The sequence below is a fragment of the Salibacter halophilus genome (assembly GCF_008806325.1).
Lineage (GTDB): Bacteria > Bacteroidota > Bacteroidia > Flavobacteriales_G > Salibacteraceae > Salibacter > Salibacter halophilus.
Genome location: NZ_WACR01000004.1, coordinates 26,981 through 51,124 on the forward strand (window position 1 = coordinate 26,981; position 24,144 = coordinate 51,124).

Here is a 24,144-nt window from a genome sequence, read left to right on the forward strand (position 1 = left end):
AACTGACGAAAGTCATATTTTGCTGTGATTGCACTCATTTTTTTTACCTTTCGAGAACTTCACTTTTGTTAAGTAATCTTAAAATAGAAGAAATGAGTGTAATTTATATTTTGATAGGGATCAGTTTGCTGGCCGCATTGGGCTTTTTAGCCGCATTCCTGTGGAGTATAAAAACGGGTCAATACGAAGACGATTACACACCGGGTGTACGCATTTTATTTGACGATATAAACAACGAGAAAAAATCTAAAAACAAATAATCAAATCATTATCCGATGGCCGAAGACAATGTAAATAAAGCAGCTGAGGACAAAAAAGAAGTCAGTACTGATGCTGCCGATGTTAAGCGCAAGGTGGAAGGGAGTTCTGCCAAATTGGAAACGTTTGAGTACGATAATGAAATCGTAAGAAAATTTGCTATCGCTACTCTAGTTTTTGGTATTGTGGGAATGTTAGTTGGTTTGACAGCAGCTCTGGAATTTGTGTTTCCGGAGATCAATGCTGGTATACCGTACATAACATTTGGTCGAATTAGACCACTCCACACGAATGCAATTATTTTTGCTTTTGTGGGGAACTCCATTTTTACAGGAGTTTATTACTCCATGCCTCGATTGCTCAAAACCCCGATGTGGAGTAAAAAGCTATCGAATTTTAACTTTTGGGGATGGCAGGCAATTATTTTAGCTGCTGCTATCACGCTCCCATTAGGTTTTAACTCAAGTAAAGAGTACGCTGAACTCGAATGGCCAATCGACATTGCAATTGCAGTTGTTTGGGTAGTGTTTGGGATCAACATGTTTATGACAATCCTCAACAGGAGAGAGCGTCACCTCTACGTTGCTATTTGGTTTTACATCTCTACGTTCCTCACAGTTGCAATGCTTCATATTGTCAACAACCTCGAACTTCCTGTTAGCCTATTTAAGTCTTACAGTATTTTTGCAGGTGTGCAGGATGCCCTGGTTCAGTGGTGGTACGGTCACAATGCCGTGGCCTTCTTCCTCACTACACCAATTTTGGGATTGATGTACTACTTTGTTCCAAAAGCGGCTAACCGTCCTGTTTACTCTTATCGATTATCGATTATTCACTTTTGGGCGCTCATCTTCATTTATATATGGGCTGGTCCTCACCACTTGTTGTACACAGCACTTCCAGATTGGGCTCAATCATTGGGCACTGTATTTAGTATAATGCTCATCTTCCCATCTTGGGGTGGTATGCTCAACGGATTGCTCACACTTCGCGGTGCATGGGACCGAGTGAGAGAAGATCCGGTTTTGAAATTCTTTGTCGTAGCGATCACGGCTTACGGTATGAGTACATTTGAAGGCCCAATGCTTTCAACTCGTTCATTGAACGCAATTGCTCACTATACAGACTGGATTCCGGCTCACGTTCACATCGGAGGTCTCGGATGGAATGGTTTCATGGCGTTCGGTATGCTTTACTGGTTGTTCCCTAAAATGTGGGGCGGCAAACTGTGGAGTACTAAAATGGCGAATGCTCACTTCTGGATCGGAACATTGGGTATTCTGTTTTGGGCACTGCCAATGTACTGGGCAGGTTGGACTCAGGCTTCTATGTGGAAGCAGTTTACTGATGAAGGAATTTTGGCCTATCCGAACTTCCTCGAAACAGTTACTCAGCTCGCACCGATGTACGGCCTCAGAGCAATTGGTGGAGCGTTGTACTTAACGGGAGCTATCTTAGGTGTTATCAACCTTTGGAAAACTGCCCAAAAAGGCTCTTTTGTGAAAACTGAAACAGCTCAGGCTCCTGCACTACCTAAGAAATACAAAAAGCCAAAAGGAGAATACTGGCACAGATGGATTGAAAGACGTCCAGTTCAATTTTTCATCCTTTCACTTGTAGCTGTTGTAATTGGAGGTGTAATTGAAATGGTTCCTACTTTCCTTGTGAAAAGTAACGTTCCAACAATTGCCAGCGTAAAACCTTACACACCACTCGAATTAGAAGGTCGTGATATTTACATCAGAGAAGGCTGTAATAACTGCCACTCTCAAATGGTTCGTCCGTTTAGATCTGAAGTTGTTCGTTATGGTGATTATTCCAAGGCAGGAGAATATGTTTACGATCACCCACACCTTTGGGGCTCAAAACGAACTGGTCCTGATGTTCACAGGTTGGGTAACAAGTACCCTGATTCATGGCACTATCGCCACATGCTGGATCCGGAGTTAACTTCTCCCGGCTCAATTATGCCACCATATCCATGGTTGTTTGAGAATGACCTGGATGTAAGCAATACTCCTGATAAGATTGAAGCGATGCAAACTCTTGGAGTTCCTTATGAAGAAGGTTACTCTCAGGAAGCACTCAAAGATCTCAACAGTCAGGCTGAAGAGATTGCCAGCGGATTGACTGAAGAAGGTTATGAAGTATCACCTGATAAAGAAATTGTGGCGTTGATTGCTTACTTACAGAGACTGGGAACTGATATTAAAGCTCAGGATCAACAAAACGAAGAATAAGATATTGGTTTGTGAAATAGGATTTGGAGGCTATTTGGCCTCCTCTTCCAAAACAAAAAGATTATGCTAAAATTCATCAAACATCACATGTCATCAATCACAGATATTGAGATTTTTCCTTTGATCTCGTTTTTGATCTTTTTCTCAGTATTTGTGGGATTCATAATTTATGTGATTACAATGCGTAAAAGCACAGCAGAGGAATGTGCAAATATCCCGATCAACGATGAACCTAATCAATAACTCCTGAAAAACATTGAATTAAAATGAAAAGTCAACGAATAAATACGGTATTGAAAAAAGCCCTTTTTGCAGGTAGCTTTTTATTACCTCTTGCTACGATTGCCCAGGAAGCAGAGCAAAAAGTTGAGTCTGCCGGGATGTCTGATACATGGAAATTGTACATCTTACTGGGAATGATCGCTTTTCAAATTATCTTAATTTTCACAATTGGGAATATTATCCGCAACCTTACAGGAAGTAAAAAACTGTGGACTTCAGCTCTCACAAGCAAAAAGGCGGCAGGTGTTGTAACAGTTGGTTTTGTCCTTTCATCTTTCTCTGCTTTTGCACAGGATAGTGGTCAGAGCCCGTTTCACCTCGACAGTGGGTTGGAAAACCTCTTGCTTTCGCTCAATGGTGTTTTATTGCTCTGTATTCTAATTCTTTTAGGAATGTTGAGATCATTGATCAGAACACTCACTACAGCAAAAGAAGGTGTTGAGGCAATTGCTGAGAAAGAGAGTGCATGGAGCAAATTGATGCAAAAGCTTACTGACAGTGTTCCGGTTGAAGAGGAAGAAGAAGTAATGACGGATCACGAATACGATGGAATTGTTGAGCTTGATAACAACCTTCCACCATGGTGGCTTGCAGGTTTTTACATTACAATTGTAGCTGCTGTTGTCTACATTGGCTATTACCACGTTTACCTGGATGGAAATATGCAGGAACGCGAGTTCAAAGCTGAAATGGCTGAAGCTGCAAAACAGAAAGAAGCTTATTTAGCAAGTCTTGAAAATCAGGTTGATGAGTCTAATGTGACGATGCTCGAAGACAAATCTGCATTGGCTGAAGGAAAATCAATCTACGATGCAAACTGCGTTGCCTGTCACGGTAATCAGGGACAGGGAGGTGTAGGACCAAACCTCACAGATAAGTACTGGTTACACGGTGGTAGCATTAAGGATGTTTTTAAAACCATTAAATACGGTGTTACTTCAAAAGGAATGATTGCCTGGGAAGATCAATTGACACCACCTCAAATGCAAAAAGTTGCCAGCTACGTGAAAACATTTGTAGGTACAAATCCTCCTAACCAAAAGGAACCACAAGGTGAGATTTGGGAACCGGAGGTTGAAGATTCAGGATCTGACAGTGAAACTGACACCGAAACTGAAAAAGGTGACGAAAACACTGAGGAAGAGTCTGGATCTGACCAAAAAGATGATGTAGCTGCGCTATAGAATACGATTATGGGATTAGCTGAAGAAGTGAATAGAGATGCTTTTAGAGATAGCATCGCTACGGTAGATGAAGAAGGAAAAAGGAATTGGATTTATCCCAAAAAGCCTCAGGGCAGATATTACAAATGGAGAAGTTATGTGAGCTATGTATTGCTCGCATTCTTCTTTTCTGCACCCTTCATTAAAATTGGTGGGGAACCTCTCATCATGCTGAATGTCATCGACCGAAAGTTTGTCTTTTTTGGACAGATTTTTTGGCCACAGGATTTTTATCTTTTCGTGATAGGGATGATAACCATGATTGTGTTTATCATCCTTTTCACCGTTATTTACGGCCGACTTTTTTGTGGGTGGGTTTGCCCGCAAACTATTTTTATGGAGATGGTATTCCGCAAGATCGAGTACTGGATTGAGGGCGATTTTCGCAAACAGCGCAAGCTCGATCAAATGAAGTGGAACGGTGAAAAGATCAGGAAAAAAACGCTCAAGCACGCTATTTTCTTTGGGCTGTCCTTTATCATTTCAAATCTGTTTTTGATTTATATTATCGGTGATCACGACTGGTTTAGTTTGGTAAGTGATCATCCAAGAGAACACGTTGGCGGACTCACATCTATGGTGATTTTCACGGGTGTTTTCTACGGGGTTTTCTCCAAATTCAGGGAACAGGTTTGTACAGTTGTTTGTCCGTACGGAAGGCTGCAGGGCGTGCTGCTCGACAGCAAGTCAATTGTTGTGGCTTACGACTTTGTTCGCGGTGAAAAACGCGGCAGATTCAAAAGAAGAGAAGATCGGGAAGAGCAGGGCAAAGGAGATTGCATCGATTGTCATGCCTGCGTGGATGTTTGTCCAACAGGGATCGATATCAGGAACGGTACTCAGCTCGAATGTATCAACTGCACCGCTTGTATAGATGCTTGTGATGCGATAATGGATAAAGTAGGTTTTGACCGCGGACTCATCCGTTACGCATCTGAAGAAAACATTCGCGAGAAAAAAGAATTCACTTTTACGAGCAGAATGTTCGCTTATACCGGAGTTCTGGGAGTTTTAGTAGGAGTGCTGTTAATGCTTTTCGCTTTCAGAACCGATGCCGAAGCCACAATACTCCGTGCACCTGGTACCATTTATCAAAAAACTGAAGATGGCAGATTGAGCAACCTGTACCAGTACAAAGTCATCAACAAAACGAACGAAGAATTACCTATTCATTTTCAAATAGAATCAGAACACGGGGAAATTAAGATGGTAGGTAAAGATCTGGTTGTCAAAAAGGGAGAGTACATTGAGGGAGCTTTTTTCATCATACTCGATGAAAGCGAACTCGATGGAATGAAAACAAAAGTTGAAGTTGGCGTATATGGCGGTGACCGCAGGTTAGATGTCAACACAACATCATTTATTGGTCCAATTAAATAATCGAATATGAAAAAGTTCAACTGGGGACATGGAATTACGATCGTTTTAGTGATGATCATCGTTGGTTTTTCCTATGTTCTTTTCATGAGCTTTAACAGAGAGTATGATCTCGTTGCCGAGGACTACTACGCCAAAGAGTTGACATTCCAGGATGAAATCGATAAGCGCGAAAATGCACTTCGAGCTGATAAACGAATCGCGACAACTTTTGACAAAGAGCACCTCATTCTAGAATTTATGGGAGTTGATAACACTCCCGATTCTGGAACAGTAAAGCTTTTTAGACCATCGAGCAAAGCGTTGGACATGACTTTTGAGATGAAACTCGATACAGCTCAACGCTTATTCATTCCGTTTGAAAAATTGCGCAAAGGAAAATACATCGTACAGGCCGATTGGACTGAAAACCAAACAGGTTTTTACGTTGAAGAAACTGTATTTGTACCGTGATTCCGTATTGGACCGCCATATCGCTAGGGCTAATCAGTAGCCTACACTGCATGGGAATGTGCGGACCAATCGCTATGGCGATACCTGTAAAACGACAATCAAAACTACAGGTAGCAACCGGAGCCGCTATTTACAACGCAGGCAGAATTTCAACCTACATGATCCTCGGTTTGCTATTTGGTTTGCTTGGAAAAACCTTTTTCACGGCAGGTGTTCAACGTGGAGTTTCCATCGGGTTGGGAATTGTTTTCTTATTGGCGGTGATCATTCCTCGCCTCACAAATGCTAAAATTCCGCTGGAAAAGACAGCTTACAAAGTCGTTGGCCGACTCATGGGACGCTTTAAAAAACTCTTTAAAACGCACTCTGCCGAGTCTGTTTACTCGATTGGTGTTCTCAACGGACTTTTACCTTGCGGAATGGTTTACCTGGCACTTGCCGGAGCAATCTCAACCGGTGGTTGGTCTGAAGGTGCAATTTACATGCTGTTTTTTGGCATGGGAACGCTTCCGCTGATGTTATCGGCAACGATGGCCGGCAGTTTGTTTTCTGCATCGGTAAGAACCAAATTCCGCAAGGCCATTCCGGTTCTGATCGGAGTAATGGGCGTTTTGCTTATTTTGCGTGGGATGAACCTCGGGATTCCCTATGTAAGTCCTGAAATTGAGTTTGTTAACCCGGCAATCACCGAGTGTGATTGACAGATTTTGGCTCTGACCATCACTACCAACTTTTAGGTATTTTTTAGTTAAATTCAGTCTAAATAAAGCTAAATTAATCTCACCTACGTATATTTGAATGCAATGAAACTTTCAGATTTAAAACAAGGTCAGGAAGCGATTATCACAGAAATCGAAGATAGCTCAGTAACGGAGCAACTCATGGAAATGGGATGTTTACCCGGTGAATTGGTTGTCATTGAAAATGTTGCACCAATGGGTGATCCAATTGCTATTTCTGTAGTTGGATACAAATTCAGTCTTCGTAAAGCTGATGCCGCTAAGGTTGAGGTGAAAATTCCGGCAGGTTATACCAACGCCTGATAAGTGATAAAACTCGCTATGTAAGCCAGTGCAGTTAGGTATGAAAACTGCAGAATTGGCCATTTCCAACTATTGGTTTCCCGTTTCGTAATCGCCAGTGTGCTCATACACTGCATCGCAATCACATAGAAAATCAACAGTGATGAAGCTGTTGGAATACTCATGTATGCTTCGCCCGTTCTGGGGTTGACACTGTTCTTCATCTTTTCTTTCAGAGCCTGTATGTTATCCGCTTCTCCTTCTACGCTGTAGAGAATAGACATGGTTCCTACGAATACTTCGCGGGCAGCGAATGAAGTGACAACAGCAATACCTATTCGCCAGTCAAAGCCCAATGGCTGAATAGCAGGCTCAATCGCTCTTCCCATGATTCCGGCATAAGAGTTTTCGAGTTTCTCTGTGTTGCGCATCGTTTCTATTCGTTGAGGTGTATGCTGTTCGGTTTGAGCCATTTTATCGTATTTCTCATCAACCTTTTGCATAGCATCTCCGGGTCCGAAAGAGGAGAGTCCCCACAACAAAATCGAAATAATGAGAATCACTTTTCCGGCTTCAGTAACAAATGTGTAGCCTTTGTTGATCATGCTCGTCCATACATTTCCCCAGCGAGGAGCACGATAGGTAGGCAATTCTAGAATAAACGAGCTCTGGACTTTATTCTGCAACACGAGATTGAAAACCCATGCCACACCAATTCCCAGGAGTAATCCCAGCAAGTAAAGCCCGAGCATGAACAATCCCTGTAAGCTGATAAAGCCAAAGTAATATTCCTCCGGAACGATAAAGCCCACTAAAAATACGTAAACCGGTAAGCGTGCTGAGCAACTCATGAGCGGAGTAACCATAATCGTGATCATGCGCTCTTTCCAGTTATCGATGTTGCGGGCAGCCATAATAGCTGGGATTGCACACGCAAATCCACTCACTAGCGGAACGACTGATCGTCCGTTCATTCCCACACTTCGCAAAAAGCGATCGTTCATGAAGCTGACGCGTGCCATGTAGCCGGTATCTTCCAGCAATGTCACGAGTCCGAACAGAATCATAATTTGAGGCACAAAAATGACAATACCGCCAATCCCGGCCACGATACCATTAGCGAGGAAATCAGTAAACATGTTTGTGGGTAGCGCATCCATCACAGCACCCGACAACCAACCAAATGCATAGTCGATCATATCCATCGGGTAGGCTGCGAAGCTGAAAACTGCCTGGAACAACAAGAAAAAGACCGCTACGAAAATGATAAATCCGTAAACGGGATGTGTCAGATATTTATCGAGCTTGGCTGTGATAGCTTTTGGTCCGTCATCCGGTTCCACTTCAGCCATTACGAAAGGAAGGATCTTTCCGATTTTCCTGTAGCGTTCTGATATCTCGAGGATTTCCTCTTTTTTGGGGTTGATCTCGAGATCTGAAAAAGCCCTGTTTAAAGCGTCCTTTTTCTCACTTAGCCAACTGTAGCGATTGATACTTACCGAGAGCTTAAAAGCACGGTAATCGTGATCGACATTGAGTATATCCTTGAGCAAATCATTGCCCAGTTTTTTCATCTTATCAGACGGGCGAAAGAAAGTTACTTTGCCCGGCTGTAATTCGTCAATTCTATCTTTGAGCTCGCTGACGCCCTCTTTCGATTTAGCGTTGATCGCCAGAACAGGAACGCCCATTTTTTCTTCCAGCGCTTTATTGTCGATCGAGACACCACTTTTTTCAGCAATGTCACTCATGTTGAGCGCTACGATAGCCGGAATTCCTAAATCGATTACCTGGGTGGCGAGAAATAAGTTTCGCTTGAGGTTTGAAGCATCGATCACGATGATCACGCCATCGGGATGTTCTTGTGCCTCAGGTTGAAAAAGAACTTTACAGGCAACTTCTTCATCGAGTGATTTTGGCGATAAGCTGTAGATGCCGGGCAAGTCGATAACACGATACCCGTTGCCCGAGCTGTCTTTAAATCCGCCAACTTTCTTGTCTACCGTAACGCCCGGGAAATTCCCCACTTTTTGGTTCATTCCCGTAAGGGCATTGAACAGTGATGTTTTTCCGGAATTCGGATTACCGACAAGCGCTATTTTCTTCTTCCCCTCACTCATTTTGCAATTGCAAAGGTGGTTTTTCCGAGTTATTCCTACAATACCTATTTGTAGTTATTCTAAATAAGAATCACTCTTATTTTAAAAGCTCAAATTGCTCAAAGTGATGCTTGAAGTGCTTGTTATGAAACACAATCCATTCAGAATGGTTGAGGTTACCCATAATCGGGTGCATGGGCTTTGAGTTGGGATTATTGATGAAATAATCGTCAAATGCTTCCAGTCCTTTTTCCAACTTATCAATCGCTTCTTTGAGAGACTTAAAGCGCAACTCTTTTAATTTTCGGTCAGAGCCGGGCTGAACGACACCTTTCGGGATTGGTGCTTCACCGTCAATGATTTTTTCCTTTGTAGCACGGGCATTGCTTTCTTCAACCATTAGCGGTAGCTCCACTTTACCATTTGACATGATAATAGTTTCGCCAAGGTGCTCAATCATGTGTTGTGGGGTCATTATTCCGAACACAGGCTTTGCTGATTCGCTCAATGATCGCAATTGATCAATAGCTTTCTTTCTCTTATTGTGAATATCAACGGTCATAGTTTGGTATTTTTAAAACAGCATTGGATAAAGTTACATCATCAGCATGAGCTGCAAAAGAGTGTTTGCTATCCGATATATGCATGTGAATGTTTGTCGTGTGGTGTGTAAAAACTCCCTTGTGGTGATCGCTGTAGAAGCCTAATATAGTTCCGTTTAAGTCGTTTTTGGTTCCGTGCGGACCTGAAGTCCGATGTTTATGGTGATTGTGTTCTTTATCGTTTTCATCCCAGTTGACAACGTGCCAGTCTACAGAGCTAAATTCCCCTTCAACCAAAAACGGAAAAGCAGTAGAGGAGGAGATGCCATTTTCTAAAGCGGTCTTATGAATGAAGTTTTCAAGTTCTTTTTTGGATCTGACCGAAGCGGGAATTTGAATTTCTTTCCATTCTTCTACCTGAGCCCAAACCAGCATGCTCGCTTTGTGGTTAAATGAGCTCTCAACAACTGCTTTTTGATCTTTTTCAAATCCGATAAGCGGTTTGCTGTCTAGTATCATGATTTCCCCTTTAAGTCCTTCGAGCGGACCCAAGGCATAGAGATTCTTTTTGGTTTTGAGGGAGTCTAAACTGAGGTGTGCTGAGAGATCACCTTTTTTCATGACGTTTTTCAGAGCACCGGATGTGTGAACTTCCTGACTGAAGCCGATAATTGAAATCGAGAACAGAAAAATAATGGTTAAAAATCTCATTTCTGCAAATTAAAAAACTCCCGCTCAAAAGAACGGGAGTTTGGTCAAATGTAAAACGAAAAAAGCAGATTTAATCGGTTTTTAACGTATCAACCCATTTCAAACCCTGCATCTTTCCCTGGTCGATGGCTGTATTTCCTCGCGCATCTTTGATCATGGGATCGCCACCGTTTTTAATTAGGATGTCAGCTATCTCAGGCTGATTAAAAGTGCAGGCATAGCTCAGGGCTGTTGCACCATTGAGGTTTTGCGCATTCACATCAGCGCCATTCTCAATCAGCGTTTTTACCGTTTTTTCAAATCCTTTAAAACAGGCACCCATCAGAGCCGTATTACCCGATCTATCTCTAGCGTCCAAAGGAGCTCCCAGATCGATCAGTTTTTCCACAGCCTTTTCATTGTCGTAATACGCGGCCATGATCAGAGCCGGATAGCCGGCTTCGTTCGGTTCTGACAGTAGCGATTCATCTTGATGAACTAGATTTCCAATTGTCTCGATATCTCCTTCGCGCAGCGCCTGGTCAAATTCGTGTTGTCGTGTTGCAGTTTCCATTATCCGTAATGTTTTTTGAGTGCTTCACGAACGCCTTTTCCGTAATCCGGATCAGCTTTGTCAAAGTGTTGCAACTGACGATCAATGATTTCCTGCGGAACGCCTTCCATTGCGCGAGCAATGTTGTTGAACAAACGCTCTTTTTGTGCATCGTCAAACAACCTGAAGAGATTTCCCGGTTGTTCAAAATCGCTCAATTCATCATTGTCTTCATAACGAGAAATATCTCCACTTACTTTTAATGGCGGCTCCTGAGCTGTTGGATCTTCAACCGGGCCATCAAATGAATTTGGCTCGTAATATGCATCGGGATTATCGCTGTTATTGTCGAAGAAACGCATTGAGCCGTCTTTGTGATAGTGATTTACCTCTGCATTTTTTGGTGCATTTACAGGTAGTGCCTCGTAATGTGTTCCTAGTCTGTAGCGGTGAGCATCAGCGTAAGAGAAGATACGTGCTTGCAACATTTTATCGGGAGAGAACGCAATTCCCGGAACTATATTAGATGGCGAGTAAGCCGCATTTTCGATGTACTGGAAGTAATTATCAGGATTTTTGTTGAGTTCCAGTTCCCCCACTTCAATTAACGGATAATCATCATGTGGCCAAACACGTGTTAAATCGAACGGATTGTAAGGAACTTTTTCCGCATCTTTCTCAGGCATTATTTGAACCTTGAGCTTCCATTTTGGATAGTTCCTTTTTTCAATGGAGTTGAATAATTCTTCCTGGTATTTTTCTCGTGTTTTACCTGTTATTTTTTCAGCTTCCTCATCCGTGTAAAAATCGTGACCCTGTTCCGTTTTAAAGTGAAATTTCACCCAATAACGCTCACCCTCATCATTCCAAAAAGAAAATGTGTGTGAACCATAACCGTTCATGTGCATAGGGGTTTGGGGTAATCCGCGGTCACTCATGAGAATTGTTACCTGGTGGAGCGACTCTGGAACCTGCGACCAAAAATCCCACATAGCTGTTGGGTTACGTAAATTCGTTTTTGGATGACGCTTTTGTGTTCTGATGAAATCTGGGAATTTGTAGCCGTCTCTGATGAAAAATACCGGAGTGTTATTTCCTACCATGTCCCAGTTTCCTTCCTCAGTGTAGAATTTGAGAGAGAATCCGCGGACATCGCGCTCCGTATCTGCAGCACCTTTTTCCCCTGCTACCGTAGAGAAACGAGCCAGTACTTCAGTCTTTTTACCTACTTCACTAAAAAGTTTCGCTTTCGTGTATTTAGAAATATCGTTAGTTACAGTGAAAGTACCCTGAGCACCCCAGCCTTTGGCGTGTACCACGCGTTCAGGGATGCGTTCGCGGTTTTGGTGAGCCAGTTTTTCTACCAGTTGATAATCCTGCAACTGTACCGGGCCTCTTTTTCCGGCAGTGAGTGACTTTTGATTATTCGGAACCGGAGAACCGGCTGATGTAGTGAGTTTTTTCTTTTTTGCCATAGTTGTCAAAATTTATTTCTCCGAAATTAGCTACTCGGAAGCGCTTATTACGAAGATCTGGTTTTTTACTTCTAATCGATGTATAAAAATAAATTATATTGATTGAAAACAGGATAACTTTACTGAATTTAATGGTCAGAGCCGGAAGTTGAGGCCGGGGCCGAAGAAGAGCGACAGTGAGAATGAGAGTGAGGTGGAGGAGATATGTTCTTTCGCAAACTCAAGAACGAAATAGGAAATGTGTTTTAAACCTTCAGACCCGGATGCTGAGCGCAGTCTTTGCGGAGTCGAAGTAGTAGGGAGTTAGAATGCTGAGGTTAAGTTTTCAGCTACAAACCCACCAGGAAATAACTTTGAGCCTTTGCGACTTTGTGGCCATTCTAAACGCTTAAACCTCGTGACTAAAAACAATCCCAGTGAATCAAAAACACTGATAGTAATTGTGGAAAAGTGAAAAGATGGGTATACTTGTTATATTATATTTTATCATTATAGATGATACAAGAAAAGACAGTATTTGTATTAGGGGCAGGAGCAAGTAAACCATTTGGTTTTCCTTTAGGAAGTGAACTTGTTGACTTAATTTATTCAAGTTTAGAGTATAAGCCATTATTGAAGAAAGAGTTAATAGGTTCTAGTCTTATGAAAGGCGCACCTTACAAAGAAACTCCAGTTGAGGATGATTCTAAATCAGCTAATCCATTGTTTCAGATGTTACTAGATTTGGGTCACACTAAAAATGAAATACTTAGCTTCAGAAATGACTTAGTAGTTTCTCAACTAAATTCAGTAGATGCATTTCTTGAGCATAGAGTTGAGTATATTCCAATTGGAAAAGCCGCTATTGCCTATAATCTATTACAATTTGAATCAAGTCAATATTTGTACGATAATCCTGATTGGTATAAATATTTGCGAAACATTATGAATTCAACTTATGATAGCTTCGCAGATAATCAAATATCTTTTATTACATTCAATTATGATCGTTCTCTTGAGTATTATTTAATAAATTCATTACGTGCTACTTATGGTAAGTCGATAGTTGAAAGTTATGAGTTGTTGAAAACTACTCCAATAATTCATCTTCACGGAAAACTGGGTCCATTACCCTGGGAGACTCAAGATATGGATATTCCTTTTGGTTACCAACCAAAAAATCATGGTGAGTTAAAGTATGTTGCTGATTCAATTAAGATTATTCATGAAGATATTGATTCTGATAAAGAATTTACTTCAGCGAAAAAGCTATTAAGTAAAGCTAATAAAATATATATATTAGGATTTGGTTTTAGTCCCACTAACATATTAAGATTAGGACTTAATGAACTTGATACAGAGTCTATTTGTTCTGCGTATAAATTAACTAAATTAGAAATCAATCTCATAAGAAGATCTAACCCTAAAATGAAACCTACTCTATTTCCAGCTTACGATTGTTTAGATTTTTTAAGAAATGAGGTACCGTTAAAATAATTCAAACATTGGAAATAAATATTTCTTACACTCAGTTAACTCAAAATGATCAAACACCTAAGCATTTTCATAATACTTGCGCTTGCTTCCTGTAAGAACAATGACTCTATTATAGATAAACACGTAAAAATCGCTGTTCACACTTATGAGAAGGAAGGGAAGATTAAAGCATCCGCTATGCCTGAGCTTCGATCACAAAGTGAATTGCAACCTTACAAACGCAGGTTTGAATATTTGCTCATCAATGTTTCAGAGATTCATCTTCCTGAACGATCGGAGAGAAGAAAAGAGATTTGGAGTTTATACCCGGATACGACAAAACTCAAACGCCTCTATTTGAAAGAATATGTGCGGGACAAGAAACTGAAAAATTACTTTGAAACAACGAGTGATGCTATAACTGGATCTGACTATGAATCAACCATTTCTTACAGTAAAGAAGAATTGATGGAAGTGGCATCGAAGTTTTTCTATTGTGATAAAGTCTTTCCTGATACTTCTGTTCAGACTCATATTTGCGTGGGATTGAACGGTGTGGATGAAGCAAATTGGGAGAAGGATTACACGTTACTGGAAGCATTCTGCTACGAGGGAATTTTCAATGATTTGGTTAAGGATTCCTCACAAATAGATGAATCGTACAGCGTTGAAAAGACTCAAGCTTGTAAAAAGTACAGAGATTCAATCACATCCCTGGATGAGTATTTGAAAGACGTGAGAAGCGAATTGTTCAGCAGAATGAAGAATGATGCTATTTTAGAAAGAGCTTTACTGGATTATTACGGAGAGAATGAAGATAACTTGGCGTTTAGGATAAGTGAGTAGGTTTGGACTCATTGTTGTTTGGAATGAATTTGTTCAGAACCGATATCAGAACTTCTAATACAGGAGTATTAAGTGGATGAATTGAGAGCATATTTAGAAAAATTAATACACTTTACAGAAAATGAATGTGAGGTGTTTACCAGCTTGTTTTATGAGGTTAAGCTCGAAAAGTACGATTACATTGCAAGGGAGGGTGAATATTCTTCGAAGCTAGCATTTCTCTCAAACGGGGTGATGCGTGCATTTTTCAGAAATGACTCTGGAGATGAATACAACAAAACGTTTTTTACACCTCCAAGTTTTGTTGCTGCCTACTCCTCGATAACCACCAAACAGAAAAACCTGATAAACATACAGTGTCTGACCGACTGTACACTTCTTGTAGCGGATTTTACTAAAATTACTTCTCTGTATAGAGATTATCCCAGGATTGAAAGTCTTGCCAGGATATTAGCAGAATATAAGTTCGCAATAAAGGAAAAGAGAGAGATAGAACTTGTCACGCTTGAAGCCAGACAACGTTATGAGATATTTAAAAGAGAACATCCCAATTTAGAGAATCAAATTAGCCAATACCATATCGCTTCATATTTAGGTATTTCGCCAACTCAGTTGAGTCGTATCAGGGCTAAAAAGTGAAATCTTTACATATGTAAATGCATTAAATTTTTCTACTCATGAGTTTTGTCAGCAAATATCATAAGTATGAAAAATTTAATATTAGTAGCGTTTGTGCTAATAACCAATGTGGTTTTCGCACAAAACAAAGTTTTATTTGTAATGAGTTCTGCAGACACCTTAGAGCTCAATAATGGAGAAAAATTACGGCAGACAGGTGTTTTCTTAAATGAATTTTATCTGGCTTACAAATCTGTCACTGAGAATGGTTATTCTGTAGATTTTGCTACACCAAATGGAGTAACGGCAACCATAGATAAAGAAAGTATTGATGATAAGTACTGGAACAATTTAGAAATAAAGGAAAAAGCGTTGTCATTTGTCAGAAGTGACAGCTTATTTAATAATCCTAAAACTCTTAAAGCTGCAATCGAAAACAAACCTGATTACATCGGGTTGATAATTCCGGGTGGACAGGGATTAATGATAGACTTACAATGTAATCCCAATATTCCCAAGCTGCTAAAGTATTTTGCAGGAGAAGAAAAGCCCACAGGCTTAATCTGTCATGCACCAAGCCTCATTCTCACAATTCCAAAAGAGGAAAACCCTTACATCGGTTTTAAAGTCAATTCCGTTTCACCTCTTGAGGAGTTTGTTATTGAGCACTTTATTATGAAGGGAAAGCCTCAAAACAGAAAAATAGCGAAGAGATTAAAAAAGTTGGGATTAAAGTACAGGCATGGCTTACCTAAAGCAAACTATGCAATAAGAGATAGAAATTTGATTACCAGTCAAAATCCTTACTCTGGAGAGGCTTTTAATAAACTTTATTTAAAAGCATTAATTGAATATCCTGGAAAAGAGTAAGCCTAAAAAAGACTCATAGGCGAGTTATGGATTAGAGTGATTGTTGATGAGAATTCATTTAGTAACCGTTCCTGTTTGTTATGGGGCTGATTAAAAAATACAATTAATGTAGTTAAACCACATAATAAATCATATAACGAACTAGCTGGGCTTACACGACAACTTCAATTTTGTTCTAAGTTTGCCGGCTAAATGGTAAAACAGATTTCTATTTTCCTGCTGTTTTTATTGTCTCTTTCTTTAAGAGCTGAAAAACGATCAGATAGTCTTCTTGCTGAACTAAATGAAGCACAATCTGATACACAAAAAGTAAATATCTATCTCAAGCTTTCTAGGCGAAGTGTCACACCTGAACTTTCGGTAGCTCTTAAATGGGTACAAAGAGCTGAAGCAAAAAGTATACAAAGTCATTATGATAAAGGGCTATTACAAAGCTTAGTTCGCAAAGGGTACTTGTTTCAAATACATGGATTATCAGATTCTTCTATTGTTTATTTCAAAAAGGCTTTGCAGAAAAGGCTACTAAAATCTACTAAAGATAGTGCGGACCTATTCAACAAAATGGGGGTTTATTTCCTATCAGTTGAAAAGCCTGATAGTGCTTTACACTATTTAAACTTAGCCTATGAGAAGAATAGTAGAATAGATCATAAAAAAGGGTTGGTTGAAGTGTTGGTTAATATGGGTAATGCCTTTTATGCAAAAGGAGAATTAGAGCAAACACTGCATTCATTTGAAGAAGCTTACCTAAAAGCTACTTCCATTGAAAATTATAAACCCATGGCTGTAGTTCTTTCTAATTACATGGGGATAAAGTTGTTGCTTAGAAATGATACCGCAAATGTTTTAGAGTCTTTATCGATGATCCTAAACCATTCTTATGTGAAAAATAACGCTGATATGGAGGCGAATGTTTATACGAACATGGGGAATTTTTACATGCATAATGTAAAGGATAGCAGTGAGGCAGAGAATATGTTTTTAAAAGCATTAAATATATATGAACAATCAGACTTTAAGGTTGACCCGCTTATTTATAGTGGTTTGGGTAAAATCTATATGGGTAAAAAGCAATTTAAAAAAGCGATCTCTTTTTTCCACTTATCGCTTGACTTAAAAGGAAATATACAAAACCGTAGAACCGCTTATGAAAACATAGCCCAATCGTATACTGAACTAGGAATGATGGATAGTGCGGTATATTATTTAAATGAAGTAATTGGCTGGATGGAAGAGAGTCAGAAGAGGAAGTCCGATGAATTGTTACTAAAAGCTAAAACAAATTTAGACTTGGTAAAGAAAGAAGCTGAAATTTCTAAACTTGAAGACCAGCATCAAATTGATGTTTTGAATCAAACAAGGAGTCGGACGATTCTGATTGCCTTAGGTGTTGTCCTAATCTTATCAATAACTATTTTTCTATTACTTCTTAAGCAAAAGAAAAGGCAGAGCGTTTTACAGGAAGCAGAACTTAAATTAAAGAATCAGAACCTGGTAAACCTATCACTACAAATTAACGAGAAAAACCAAATTTTGAAGTCCTTTGAAAGAAAAGTGGTTAAGGGGAAAGATGCTGCTCCTTCGCTTTTATACAAGGATGTAAAGTCAACACTTAAAAAATCACTAAAAATTGATGATGACTGGAAAAAATTTGAAGTTTACTTAAATGATCTTCATGGAGGGTTTTATGATACTTTAAAGAAAGAGTATCCTAACTTAACTAATAGTGAATTACGAGTTTGTTCTTTGAGTAAGTTGAGGTATTCACTTAAAGAAACCGCTCACACACTTTCTGTTTCAACTGACTCTGTTAAGTCGGCTCGATACAGAATCAAGAAAAAAATGAGCTTAGGTGCTGAACAGGATTTAGCTGATTTCTTAAACAGTTTGTAATTACGATATATTCTTTTCTAATTATCAGGATAATTATAACTTGCTGTTAATGAGAGCGTTTGTTGCTTTGACGCCTTTTGCATACCTCGTTTTCTTCATTTGGTGATGCTTTAAAAGTTTATTTGAACTTTCATTTAACTTAAAAACTATTCTCCATGAAAAAAGCAAGTATTCAACTTCTTTTACTATTACAAGTGTTTAGTGCTGTAGCACAAATCAGAGTTACAGATATTGACACAGCGGGCAGTAGTGCCCCAGCTTATTTAAGAGCTATCGGGAATCAGCTATTCTTTAGTGCAAATAGTGCTAGTTTAGGAATAGAACCCTATGTATTGGACACTGCAGGTAATGTTCAACTTATAGGGGATATCAGACCTTCGGGCAATTCGCGGGCGTTTGGGTTTACAAAATTGAATTCTGTAGTTTGTTTTTTGGCTTCTCCCAGCAATGGAAATACTGAGTTGTATCGCTATAATTCAGGTACCTTGCATAAGGTTAATGCGTTTGGGGCTCAAAATACCTATCGGACCAATGATGATGAACAATTAACCAATTACAATAATCAATTAGTGTTTGCCTACGATGATAATTCAGTAACTTTTGGAGAGGAACTCTTTAAATATGATGGGTTTAGTTCATCCATTGTGGGTATTCAAAATATCAATACCGGTTTTTTTGGCTCATTTCCCAGTGATTTCATTGAAATGAATAATGTCCTTTATTTTTCAGCACTTACTCAGTCAAATGGACTAGAAATTTGGAGTTACAATGGGGGAACAGCCAGTCGTAGAACGGATATAGTACCAGGTTCTGCAAACGGACTACCCTCTACTTCTGGTATTTTAACTCCTCGGTTTAAACTTTTTCAGAATGAGTTGTATTTTGCCGGTAATACAGGCACAAATGGATTGGTGGCTTTACACAGGTACAATGGCTCAGGTGCAGCGCAATTAATACCCATAAACAATAAGAAATTTAAACAGCTGCATAGTTTCTATGAAGTGAATAATAAACTTGTATTCACCGGGCTAGATAGTAACTTTCATCAACAATTATATACTTATGATGGTGTTAACCCGGTTGTAGCAGTCTCAGATACAACAATAGGTCAAGCGATCAAATTTAAGGACAGGTTACTTTTTATTAGGACAGATTCAATAAACGGATATGAATTATGGGAATATGATGGAATTACCAGACCCGAACTGGTTTCAGATATAAACCCGGGGGCAGCTTCCTCAATAAGCCGCAGTAGTTTTATGAAGAAAAAAAGATATGCCGTATTAGATGGCCTGTTCTATTTTACTGCAGACAATGGCTTTGATGGACCAGAGTTATATGCGTATGATGGAACTTCGACCCCATGGTTGGTTAGTGATGTTAATCCAGGTTCAGAAGGCAGTAACCCTTCTGATTTTGAGGTTTTTAATAATAAGTTGTATTTCGCTGCTGATGATGGTATTCACGGAGCTGAAATCTGGAAATTAAATCCGATTCAGGTATCTGTAGAAGAACAAACTGCTGTGCAGTTTAAAATGTACCCAAACCCAGCACAAAACATAATTCAAATAGACTCATATCAAGAGATAGATAAACTTGAAATTGTAGATATTATGGGGAGAAGCTTTTTACAGATTGAAAATCCAGGCAGGAAAGTGGATATAAGCCATGTTAAAAATGGGAGCTATTATTTATCAGTATATTCAAAAGGAAGGAGAAAAGGTTCCAAGCTTTTGATAATCAATAAATAAACTGGGGCTTATACAGGGGGCTTTTTCAAGAAAAAGCATTACAGTATAGTTGTTTTAAATTCTTCTTTAAGTAATAGTAGAAATTTGACGACCATTATACCTAACATTTAATGAGAGCTTGCCGAAAGGCAGGCTCTCATCGTATCAAGTATGTCTCATAAATCAAAATTCCTCATTTACCTTTCAAAAACCAACCAGTTTTAAAAACAAGTTTCCATTAATATGGTTACTTTGCCAGTAACTCAAGCAGGAATAGTACATGTATAAAAATACTGCTCGCGCAGCTCTTGTCATAATCGCCACGTTGTCAATCGTTGCAGCATTTTTGTTGCCACGTGTGAAGTTTGACTACGACTTTGAGAGTTTTTTCCCAATTGATGATCCCGATCTCGCTTTTTACAAAGATTATCGCGAAAAATTTTACCCGGATAACGAGTTCGTGCTCATCGCGTTGGAAAAAGAGGATGGTATTTTCGACACTGAGTTTTTGTTGAAAGTGGATTCGTTGACAGGGGATCTGAAAGAAATCGATCTCGTTGAACGCGTACAATCTCCCACAAGTATTAGTCAGGTTGTGATGGGACCTTTTGGTCCTATCAACGTGCCGTATTTACATCCTGATAAACCGGAAAAATACAAGTCAGATTCAACCAGGATCTATCGCAGCGAACATCTCATTGGATCATTCTTCAGTGAGGATGGAAAATCGGTGAGTATTTCGCTACAAGCTGAGCCGTACCTCTCAAAAGCGAAGAGCGATTCACTCGTCACAGACATCGACAACGCAATCGCGCAATACAACTTTGAAGATGTCCACATTGCCGGTCGCATACACGGACAAAAATATTACATCCAAAAAATGAAAGAGGAAACGGCCCTGTTCATCTCGGCCGGTATTGTTTTGCTCATCATCTTTTTAATCATTTCGTTCAGATCCTTTTGGGGTGTGTGGGTTCCGCTATCGGTGGTGTTGCTTTCCGTTATTTGGGTTGTGGCACTTATGGTTCTGACCGATAAACCGCTCGACATCATGGCGGTATTATTGCCAACAATTCTCTTTGTTGTGGGGGTGAGCGATGTGGTTCACATCATCACGCGATATCTGGAAGAGTTGAGGCTGGGTAGGACAAAACTCGAAGCGCTAAAAGTGTCGTTTAAGCAAGTAGGACTGGCGACTTTTCTCACTTCACTCACTACGGCTGTTGGTTTCCTGACCTTGCTCACTGCTAACATCCAACCGATTAGGGATTTTGGTGTTTACACAGCAATTGGGGTGTTTATCGCGTTCATTCTTGCCTTTACGCTTTTACCGTCAATCTTGATTTTACGTAAAAAGCCGACTCTGCCGTCTACGCTCAAGTCTAACTTTTGGAGAAAATACATGCACATGGCTTTCGGTTGGATGCTGGGCCACCAAAAGCTGATTGTAGGAGTATCAATTGTTGTCTTAGTGCTCACTGGAGTAGGAATCTCCCAAATGCGAGTAGATAATTACCTGCTCGAAGATCTAGCTGAAGACGATCCACACAGACAGGATTTTGAGTTTTTCGAAAAGCATTACAGCGGTGTGCGTCCGTTTGAGATGGCGCTCTTTGTTACTGATTCATCCAAAACAGTTTTCGATTACGAAGCAGTTGTGGAGTTTCAAAAAGTTGAGAATTACCTGAAAGACCAATATGGAATAGGCTTTTCATTTTCTCCGCTCACCTATGTTAAAATGGCGAACCAGGCTTTGAATGGCGGTAATCCGGATGCTTATAAGGTTCCGACCGAAAAAGAATATCCCAGAGTAAAACAGTTGATCGATAAGTTTAAAGACCGCGAGCAGTTCAACTATTTTGTGACTGAGGATTTGAAAGAAGCCAGGTTCAGCGCAAAAATACGCGATTTGGGCGGACATGTACTCCTCCAAAAAAATGCTGAAATGCGCGAAGAGTTACCGGCTAAAATCGATACGTCTGTTGTCGATTTCAGGCTCACAGGAATGGGATTGTTAGTTGACAAGAGCAACAAAACGCTGGCGTCAAATATGCTTTACGGTTTGTTGATCGCGTTTGGAGTTATTGCACTCATTATGGGTGTTTTGTTCAGATCCGTTCCCGTTATCATTGCGACATTGATTCCCAACGTTATGCCGTTGCTCATCATAGCCGGAATCATGGGATTTGCCGATATAGACCTCAAGGTGACGACAAGCATCATTTTTACAATTGCTTTTGGAATTGCTGTGGATGATACCATTCACTACATGAGCAAAGTAAACCTGGAATTGCGGAACGGGAAATCGATTTTGTACGCACTAAAATCTGCTTCTATCACTACCGGAAAGGCTATTACAGTAACATCACTTATCCTCATCAGCGGATTCATCAGTTTGATCCTGAGTACTTTTGCGAGTACATACTACGTGGGTTTACTCGTTAGTATCACGCTTTTCTTTGCAGTTATCGCTGATCTTTTCTTGCTCCCTGTTTTATTGATGATTGTTTACAAGTGGAAGAGGAAGAAATAGACTTGAAGTAAGTATAAATTTTAAAGCCCGGATATCGAGCGTAGTCGAGATAGTATTGTTACAGGAATGCCAATTGCAGTTCGAAACCTAAAATTAGCTACTAAGTCACAAAGAGCACTAAGAATAGATTTTGTGTCCTGGTGCCTTTGTGGCAGCTTTTGATAAGTGATCAGGTTTCTACATCTCTTTTTCAGTAACAACACCATTGTTCACATACTCCTTCTTCACAGTAGCTTCTCCTTGTTCGTTGTAATACGTCCACCAGTTGATTTTCATGTAAACGCGGGTAGCCTCGTTGAACTTCATTTCACCTTCAGCTTTTAACGTCCCGTCTTCATAGTATTCTTTTTTGGAGTAAAGCATTTTCCGCTTTTTCTCCAGTTCCAGAACAAATTGGTGCTGGCCGTTTTTGTAAAATGATTCCTGCAGTTCGTAATACTGGTAATTTCGGTCATATTCTTCATTGAATTCAACCTGTCCACTCGGGTAGTAGTCTGTCCACTCGATCGGGTTTCCATTGAAGTATGTCACTTCAGATTTCGGTTTACCATCTGGGTAATACTTGGCGATCTTGCATTTTACCGGACTAACTCGCTTAAAGTCTCTTTCAACTGTTCCATCAGGATAGTAGTTTTTGAAAGTCACGAGCTGCCCTTCAGTATAGTATCCTTTGTGAAGGAGCTTGCCGTTTTTGTACTGATCTTCAATTTGTTCGTTGCATGGCGATCCGTTGCACATGCGTTGTTCTTCACCACCCAAAAAGCTGTTGTAGCGTTTGTAGTATTCTATTCCGTATTCAGAATCAATGCTATCGGCAGTGAAATTTTGGGGTTGAGCGATCACACCACACGAAAATGCGATGAAGATCATCGTGATTATTTTTCTCATAATTAATAGGATTTAACACATCCGAAAACTACAAGAAATTTCGGTTTTGTGAAAGGATGTTTTTTAAATCAACTTTGACATTGGTGCATCAAGGCAAAAGGACAAACCCAATTACATCACTAACTGATGAGACGAGACTTACGAATCGAGATTCGGATTGATTGTTTAGTAAAGGATCGCCCGTATTTAAGTTTAAATCAATAAGCTTTTTGGATTAGAATAAACAACTACTTCCTAATCGCAATCGTATCAGATACATCAATATCTGCAGCGTAGAAATAACCTAAAGCTCTTTGTCCATCAGTGTTTTCTTTGATGATGTTTCCAACAATTTGTGCCGGTGGAGCTGCAAACGGACCACCACTTGAGCTCTGCTGAGAAAGTTGAAATAGGAAATCGTAATAAGATGGAGTAATACCAAGTTGTTCAATATAAACTTCAACTTCATTGTTGGCATTAGCCCTTTGATTGAACTCATCCTCATCTAATACATACATCAATGCTTCCTCTATATATTCATCATCAACGAAGTCGTCATTGAAAAATGTAAGATCATCCGGTTGGTTTTGATAAGCACCATTCAGATATACTTTCCACTGGTAATTATCTCCTTCACCTGGCAGTTCCTGAGCATTGATATAGACACTGTAAGTGGAATCGAAGAAATCGGTTAGTTGTTCCTTTTTGTAATAGATGGAATCGACATCGCTGACTTCCCGAATTGTTTCCGGTTCTGACCGATAACTTTCACCACTCTCTGTTTCAATTTCTATATGATAGCTGTTACCAACAAAAGCAGGATGCGCAATCTCAAAGCGGTTTGTGGAGTCGTTGAAAACGAAATTTCCTATGTAAGTTTCATTTTCGTAAAATCTTATAGTCGCATTTTTCTCTGCTTCGTAATCGGGAAACTGCGGATTGAAATAATCAGTTGTTCTGCTAAGTCGAATTGTTTGAACGCTGTCTGATGTGAGAACACGACCATCAACCACCAGGGCATCTTCTTTTTCATCGATATCTAGATCCACGACATCTGTACAGGATGTAAAACCAATGGTCAGAACCGCAAATATGATACTCAAGTTTTTCATCATGAC

Annotated in this window: 22 protein-coding genes; 15 read left to right on the forward strand and 7 right to left on the reverse strand. The window is 39.9% G+C overall.

All coding sequences use genetic code 11. The features are described from left to right. Positions 1-92: 92 nt before the first annotated feature. The 8 genes from ccoS (at position 93) to F3059_RS05015 (ending at position 6,876) form a co-directional block, all read left to right on the forward strand. Positions 93-260, forward strand: coding sequence for a cbb3-type cytochrome oxidase assembly protein CcoS (gene ccoS / locus F3059_RS04980; RefSeq protein WP_151167030.1), 168 nt, complete (start codon positions 93-95; stop codon positions 258-260). A gap of 15 nt (positions 261-275) precedes the next feature. Next, a complete protein-coding gene (gene ccoN, locus F3059_RS04985; protein ID WP_151167031.1) occupies positions 276-2,498 on the forward strand; it encodes a cytochrome-c oxidase, cbb3-type subunit I in 2,223 nt (740 codons plus the stop codon). A gap of 87 nt (positions 2,499-2,585) precedes the next feature. Next, positions 2,586-2,741: a cbb3-type cytochrome c oxidase subunit 3 gene (locus tag F3059_RS04990; protein WP_223274544.1), complete on the forward strand. Its 156-nt coding sequence runs from the start codon at positions 2,586-2,588 to the stop codon at positions 2,739-2,741. Positions 2,742-2,764: 23 nt separating this feature from the next. Beyond that, positions 2,765-3,964, forward strand: coding sequence for a cbb3-type cytochrome c oxidase N-terminal domain-containing protein (locus tag F3059_RS04995; RefSeq protein ID WP_223274545.1), 1,200 nt, complete (start codon positions 2,765-2,767; stop codon positions 3,962-3,964). A gap of 9 nt (positions 3,965-3,973) precedes the next feature. Continuing rightward, positions 3,974-5,383 carry a cytochrome c oxidase accessory protein CcoG gene (ccoG, locus tag F3059_RS05000; RefSeq protein WP_151167033.1) on the forward strand — a complete coding sequence of 470 codons (1,410 nt, stop codon included), beginning with the start codon at positions 3,974-3,976 and terminating at the stop codon, positions 5,381-5,383. Between the two features lie 6 nt (positions 5,384-5,389). Next, positions 5,390-5,833: a FixH family protein gene (locus F3059_RS05005; RefSeq protein ID WP_151167034.1), complete on the forward strand. Its 444-nt coding sequence runs from the start codon at positions 5,390-5,392 to the stop codon at positions 5,831-5,833. Continuing rightward, positions 5,830-6,534 carry a sulfite exporter TauE/SafE family protein gene (locus tag F3059_RS05010; protein WP_151167035.1) on the forward strand — a complete coding sequence of 235 codons (705 nt, stop codon included), beginning with the start codon at positions 5,830-5,832 and terminating at the stop codon, positions 6,532-6,534. Before F3059_RS05005 ends, F3059_RS05010 begins: the two co-directional genes overlap by 4 nt. A 102-nt stretch (positions 6,535-6,636) precedes the next feature. After that, complete coding sequence (locus tag F3059_RS05015) at positions 6,637-6,876, forward strand: FeoA family protein (RefSeq protein ID WP_151167036.1); 240 nt, start codon at positions 6,637-6,639, stop codon at positions 6,874-6,876. On the opposite strand, the gene feoB is transcribed toward F3059_RS05015, so the two are convergent. The 5 genes from feoB to F3059_RS05040 form a co-directional block, all read right to left on the reverse strand. Next, positions 6,861-8,975 (reverse strand): ferrous iron transport protein B, encoded by a 2,115-nt coding sequence (gene feoB / locus F3059_RS05020; RefSeq protein ID WP_151167037.1) that lies wholly within the window; start codon positions 8,973-8,975, stop codon positions 6,861-6,863. The two genes, F3059_RS05015 and feoB, sit on opposite strands and share 16 nt — an antisense overlap. A gap of 76 nt (positions 8,976-9,051) precedes the next feature. Next, positions 9,052-9,516 (reverse strand): DinB family protein, encoded by a 465-nt coding sequence (locus tag F3059_RS05025; protein WP_151167038.1) that lies wholly within the window; start codon positions 9,514-9,516, stop codon positions 9,052-9,054. Continuing rightward, positions 9,506-10,207, reverse strand: coding sequence for an acetolactate decarboxylase (locus F3059_RS05030; protein ID WP_151167039.1), 702 nt, complete (start codon positions 10,205-10,207; stop codon positions 9,506-9,508). Before F3059_RS05030 ends, F3059_RS05025 begins: the two co-directional genes overlap by 11 nt. Before the next feature lie 70 nt (positions 10,208-10,277). Further along, complete coding sequence (locus F3059_RS05035) at positions 10,278-10,760, reverse strand: ankyrin repeat domain-containing protein (protein ID WP_151167040.1); 483 nt, start codon at positions 10,758-10,760, stop codon at positions 10,278-10,280. Next, positions 10,760-12,214 carry a catalase gene (locus F3059_RS05040; RefSeq protein WP_151167041.1) on the reverse strand — a complete coding sequence of 485 codons (1,455 nt, stop codon included), beginning with the start codon at positions 12,212-12,214 and terminating at the stop codon, positions 10,760-10,762. Before F3059_RS05040 ends, F3059_RS05035 begins: the two co-directional genes overlap by 1 nt. 495 nt (positions 12,215-12,709) lie before the next feature. On the opposite strand from F3059_RS05040, the gene F3059_RS05045 reads away from it, so the two are divergent. From F3059_RS05045 to F3059_RS05075, 7 genes are all read left to right on the forward strand, one after another. Beyond that, positions 12,710-13,690 (forward strand): hypothetical protein, encoded by a 981-nt coding sequence (locus F3059_RS05045; protein ID WP_151167042.1) that lies wholly within the window; start codon positions 12,710-12,712, stop codon positions 13,688-13,690. Positions 13,691-13,735: 45 nt separating this feature from the next. Beyond that, a complete protein-coding gene (locus F3059_RS05050; RefSeq protein ID WP_151167043.1) occupies positions 13,736-14,515 on the forward strand; it encodes a hypothetical protein in 780 nt (259 codons plus the stop codon). A 72-nt stretch (positions 14,516-14,587) separates the two neighbouring features. Further along, entirely contained in the window at positions 14,588-15,154 is a 567-nt protein-coding gene (locus tag F3059_RS05055) for a Crp/Fnr family transcriptional regulator (RefSeq protein WP_151167044.1), read from the forward strand. A gap of 66 nt (positions 15,155-15,220) precedes the next feature. After that, complete coding sequence (locus F3059_RS05060) at positions 15,221-16,003, forward strand: DJ-1/PfpI family protein (protein WP_151167045.1); 783 nt, start codon at positions 15,221-15,223, stop codon at positions 16,001-16,003. Between the two features lie 192 nt (positions 16,004-16,195). Continuing rightward, a complete protein-coding gene (locus tag F3059_RS05065) occupies positions 16,196-17,896 on the forward strand; it encodes a tetratricopeptide repeat protein (RefSeq protein WP_151167046.1) in 1,701 nt (566 codons plus the stop codon). 155 nt (positions 17,897-18,051) lie between these two features. Continuing rightward, complete coding sequence (locus F3059_RS05070) at positions 18,052-19,647, forward strand: T9SS type A sorting domain-containing protein (protein WP_151167047.1); 1,596 nt, start codon at positions 18,052-18,054, stop codon at positions 19,645-19,647. A 259-nt stretch (positions 19,648-19,906) separates the two neighbouring features. Further along, entirely contained in the window at positions 19,907-22,159 is a 2,253-nt protein-coding gene (locus F3059_RS05075) for an efflux RND transporter permease subunit (protein WP_151167048.1), read from the forward strand. Positions 22,160-22,336: 177 nt separating this feature from the next. Here F3059_RS05075 and F3059_RS05080 read toward each other — a convergent pair whose 3' ends face one another. Both F3059_RS05080 and F3059_RS05085 read right to left on the reverse strand, forming a co-directional pair. After that, positions 22,337-23,047: a toxin-antitoxin system YwqK family antitoxin gene (locus tag F3059_RS05080; protein WP_151167049.1), complete on the reverse strand. Its 711-nt coding sequence runs from the start codon at positions 23,045-23,047 to the stop codon at positions 22,337-22,339. Positions 23,048-23,274: 227 nt separating this feature from the next. Further along, positions 23,275-24,141 carry a DUF4249 domain-containing protein gene (locus F3059_RS05085; RefSeq protein ID WP_151167050.1) on the reverse strand — a complete coding sequence of 289 codons (867 nt, stop codon included), beginning with the start codon at positions 24,139-24,141 and terminating at the stop codon, positions 23,275-23,277. Between the last annotated feature and the right edge of the window lie 3 nt (positions 24,142-24,144).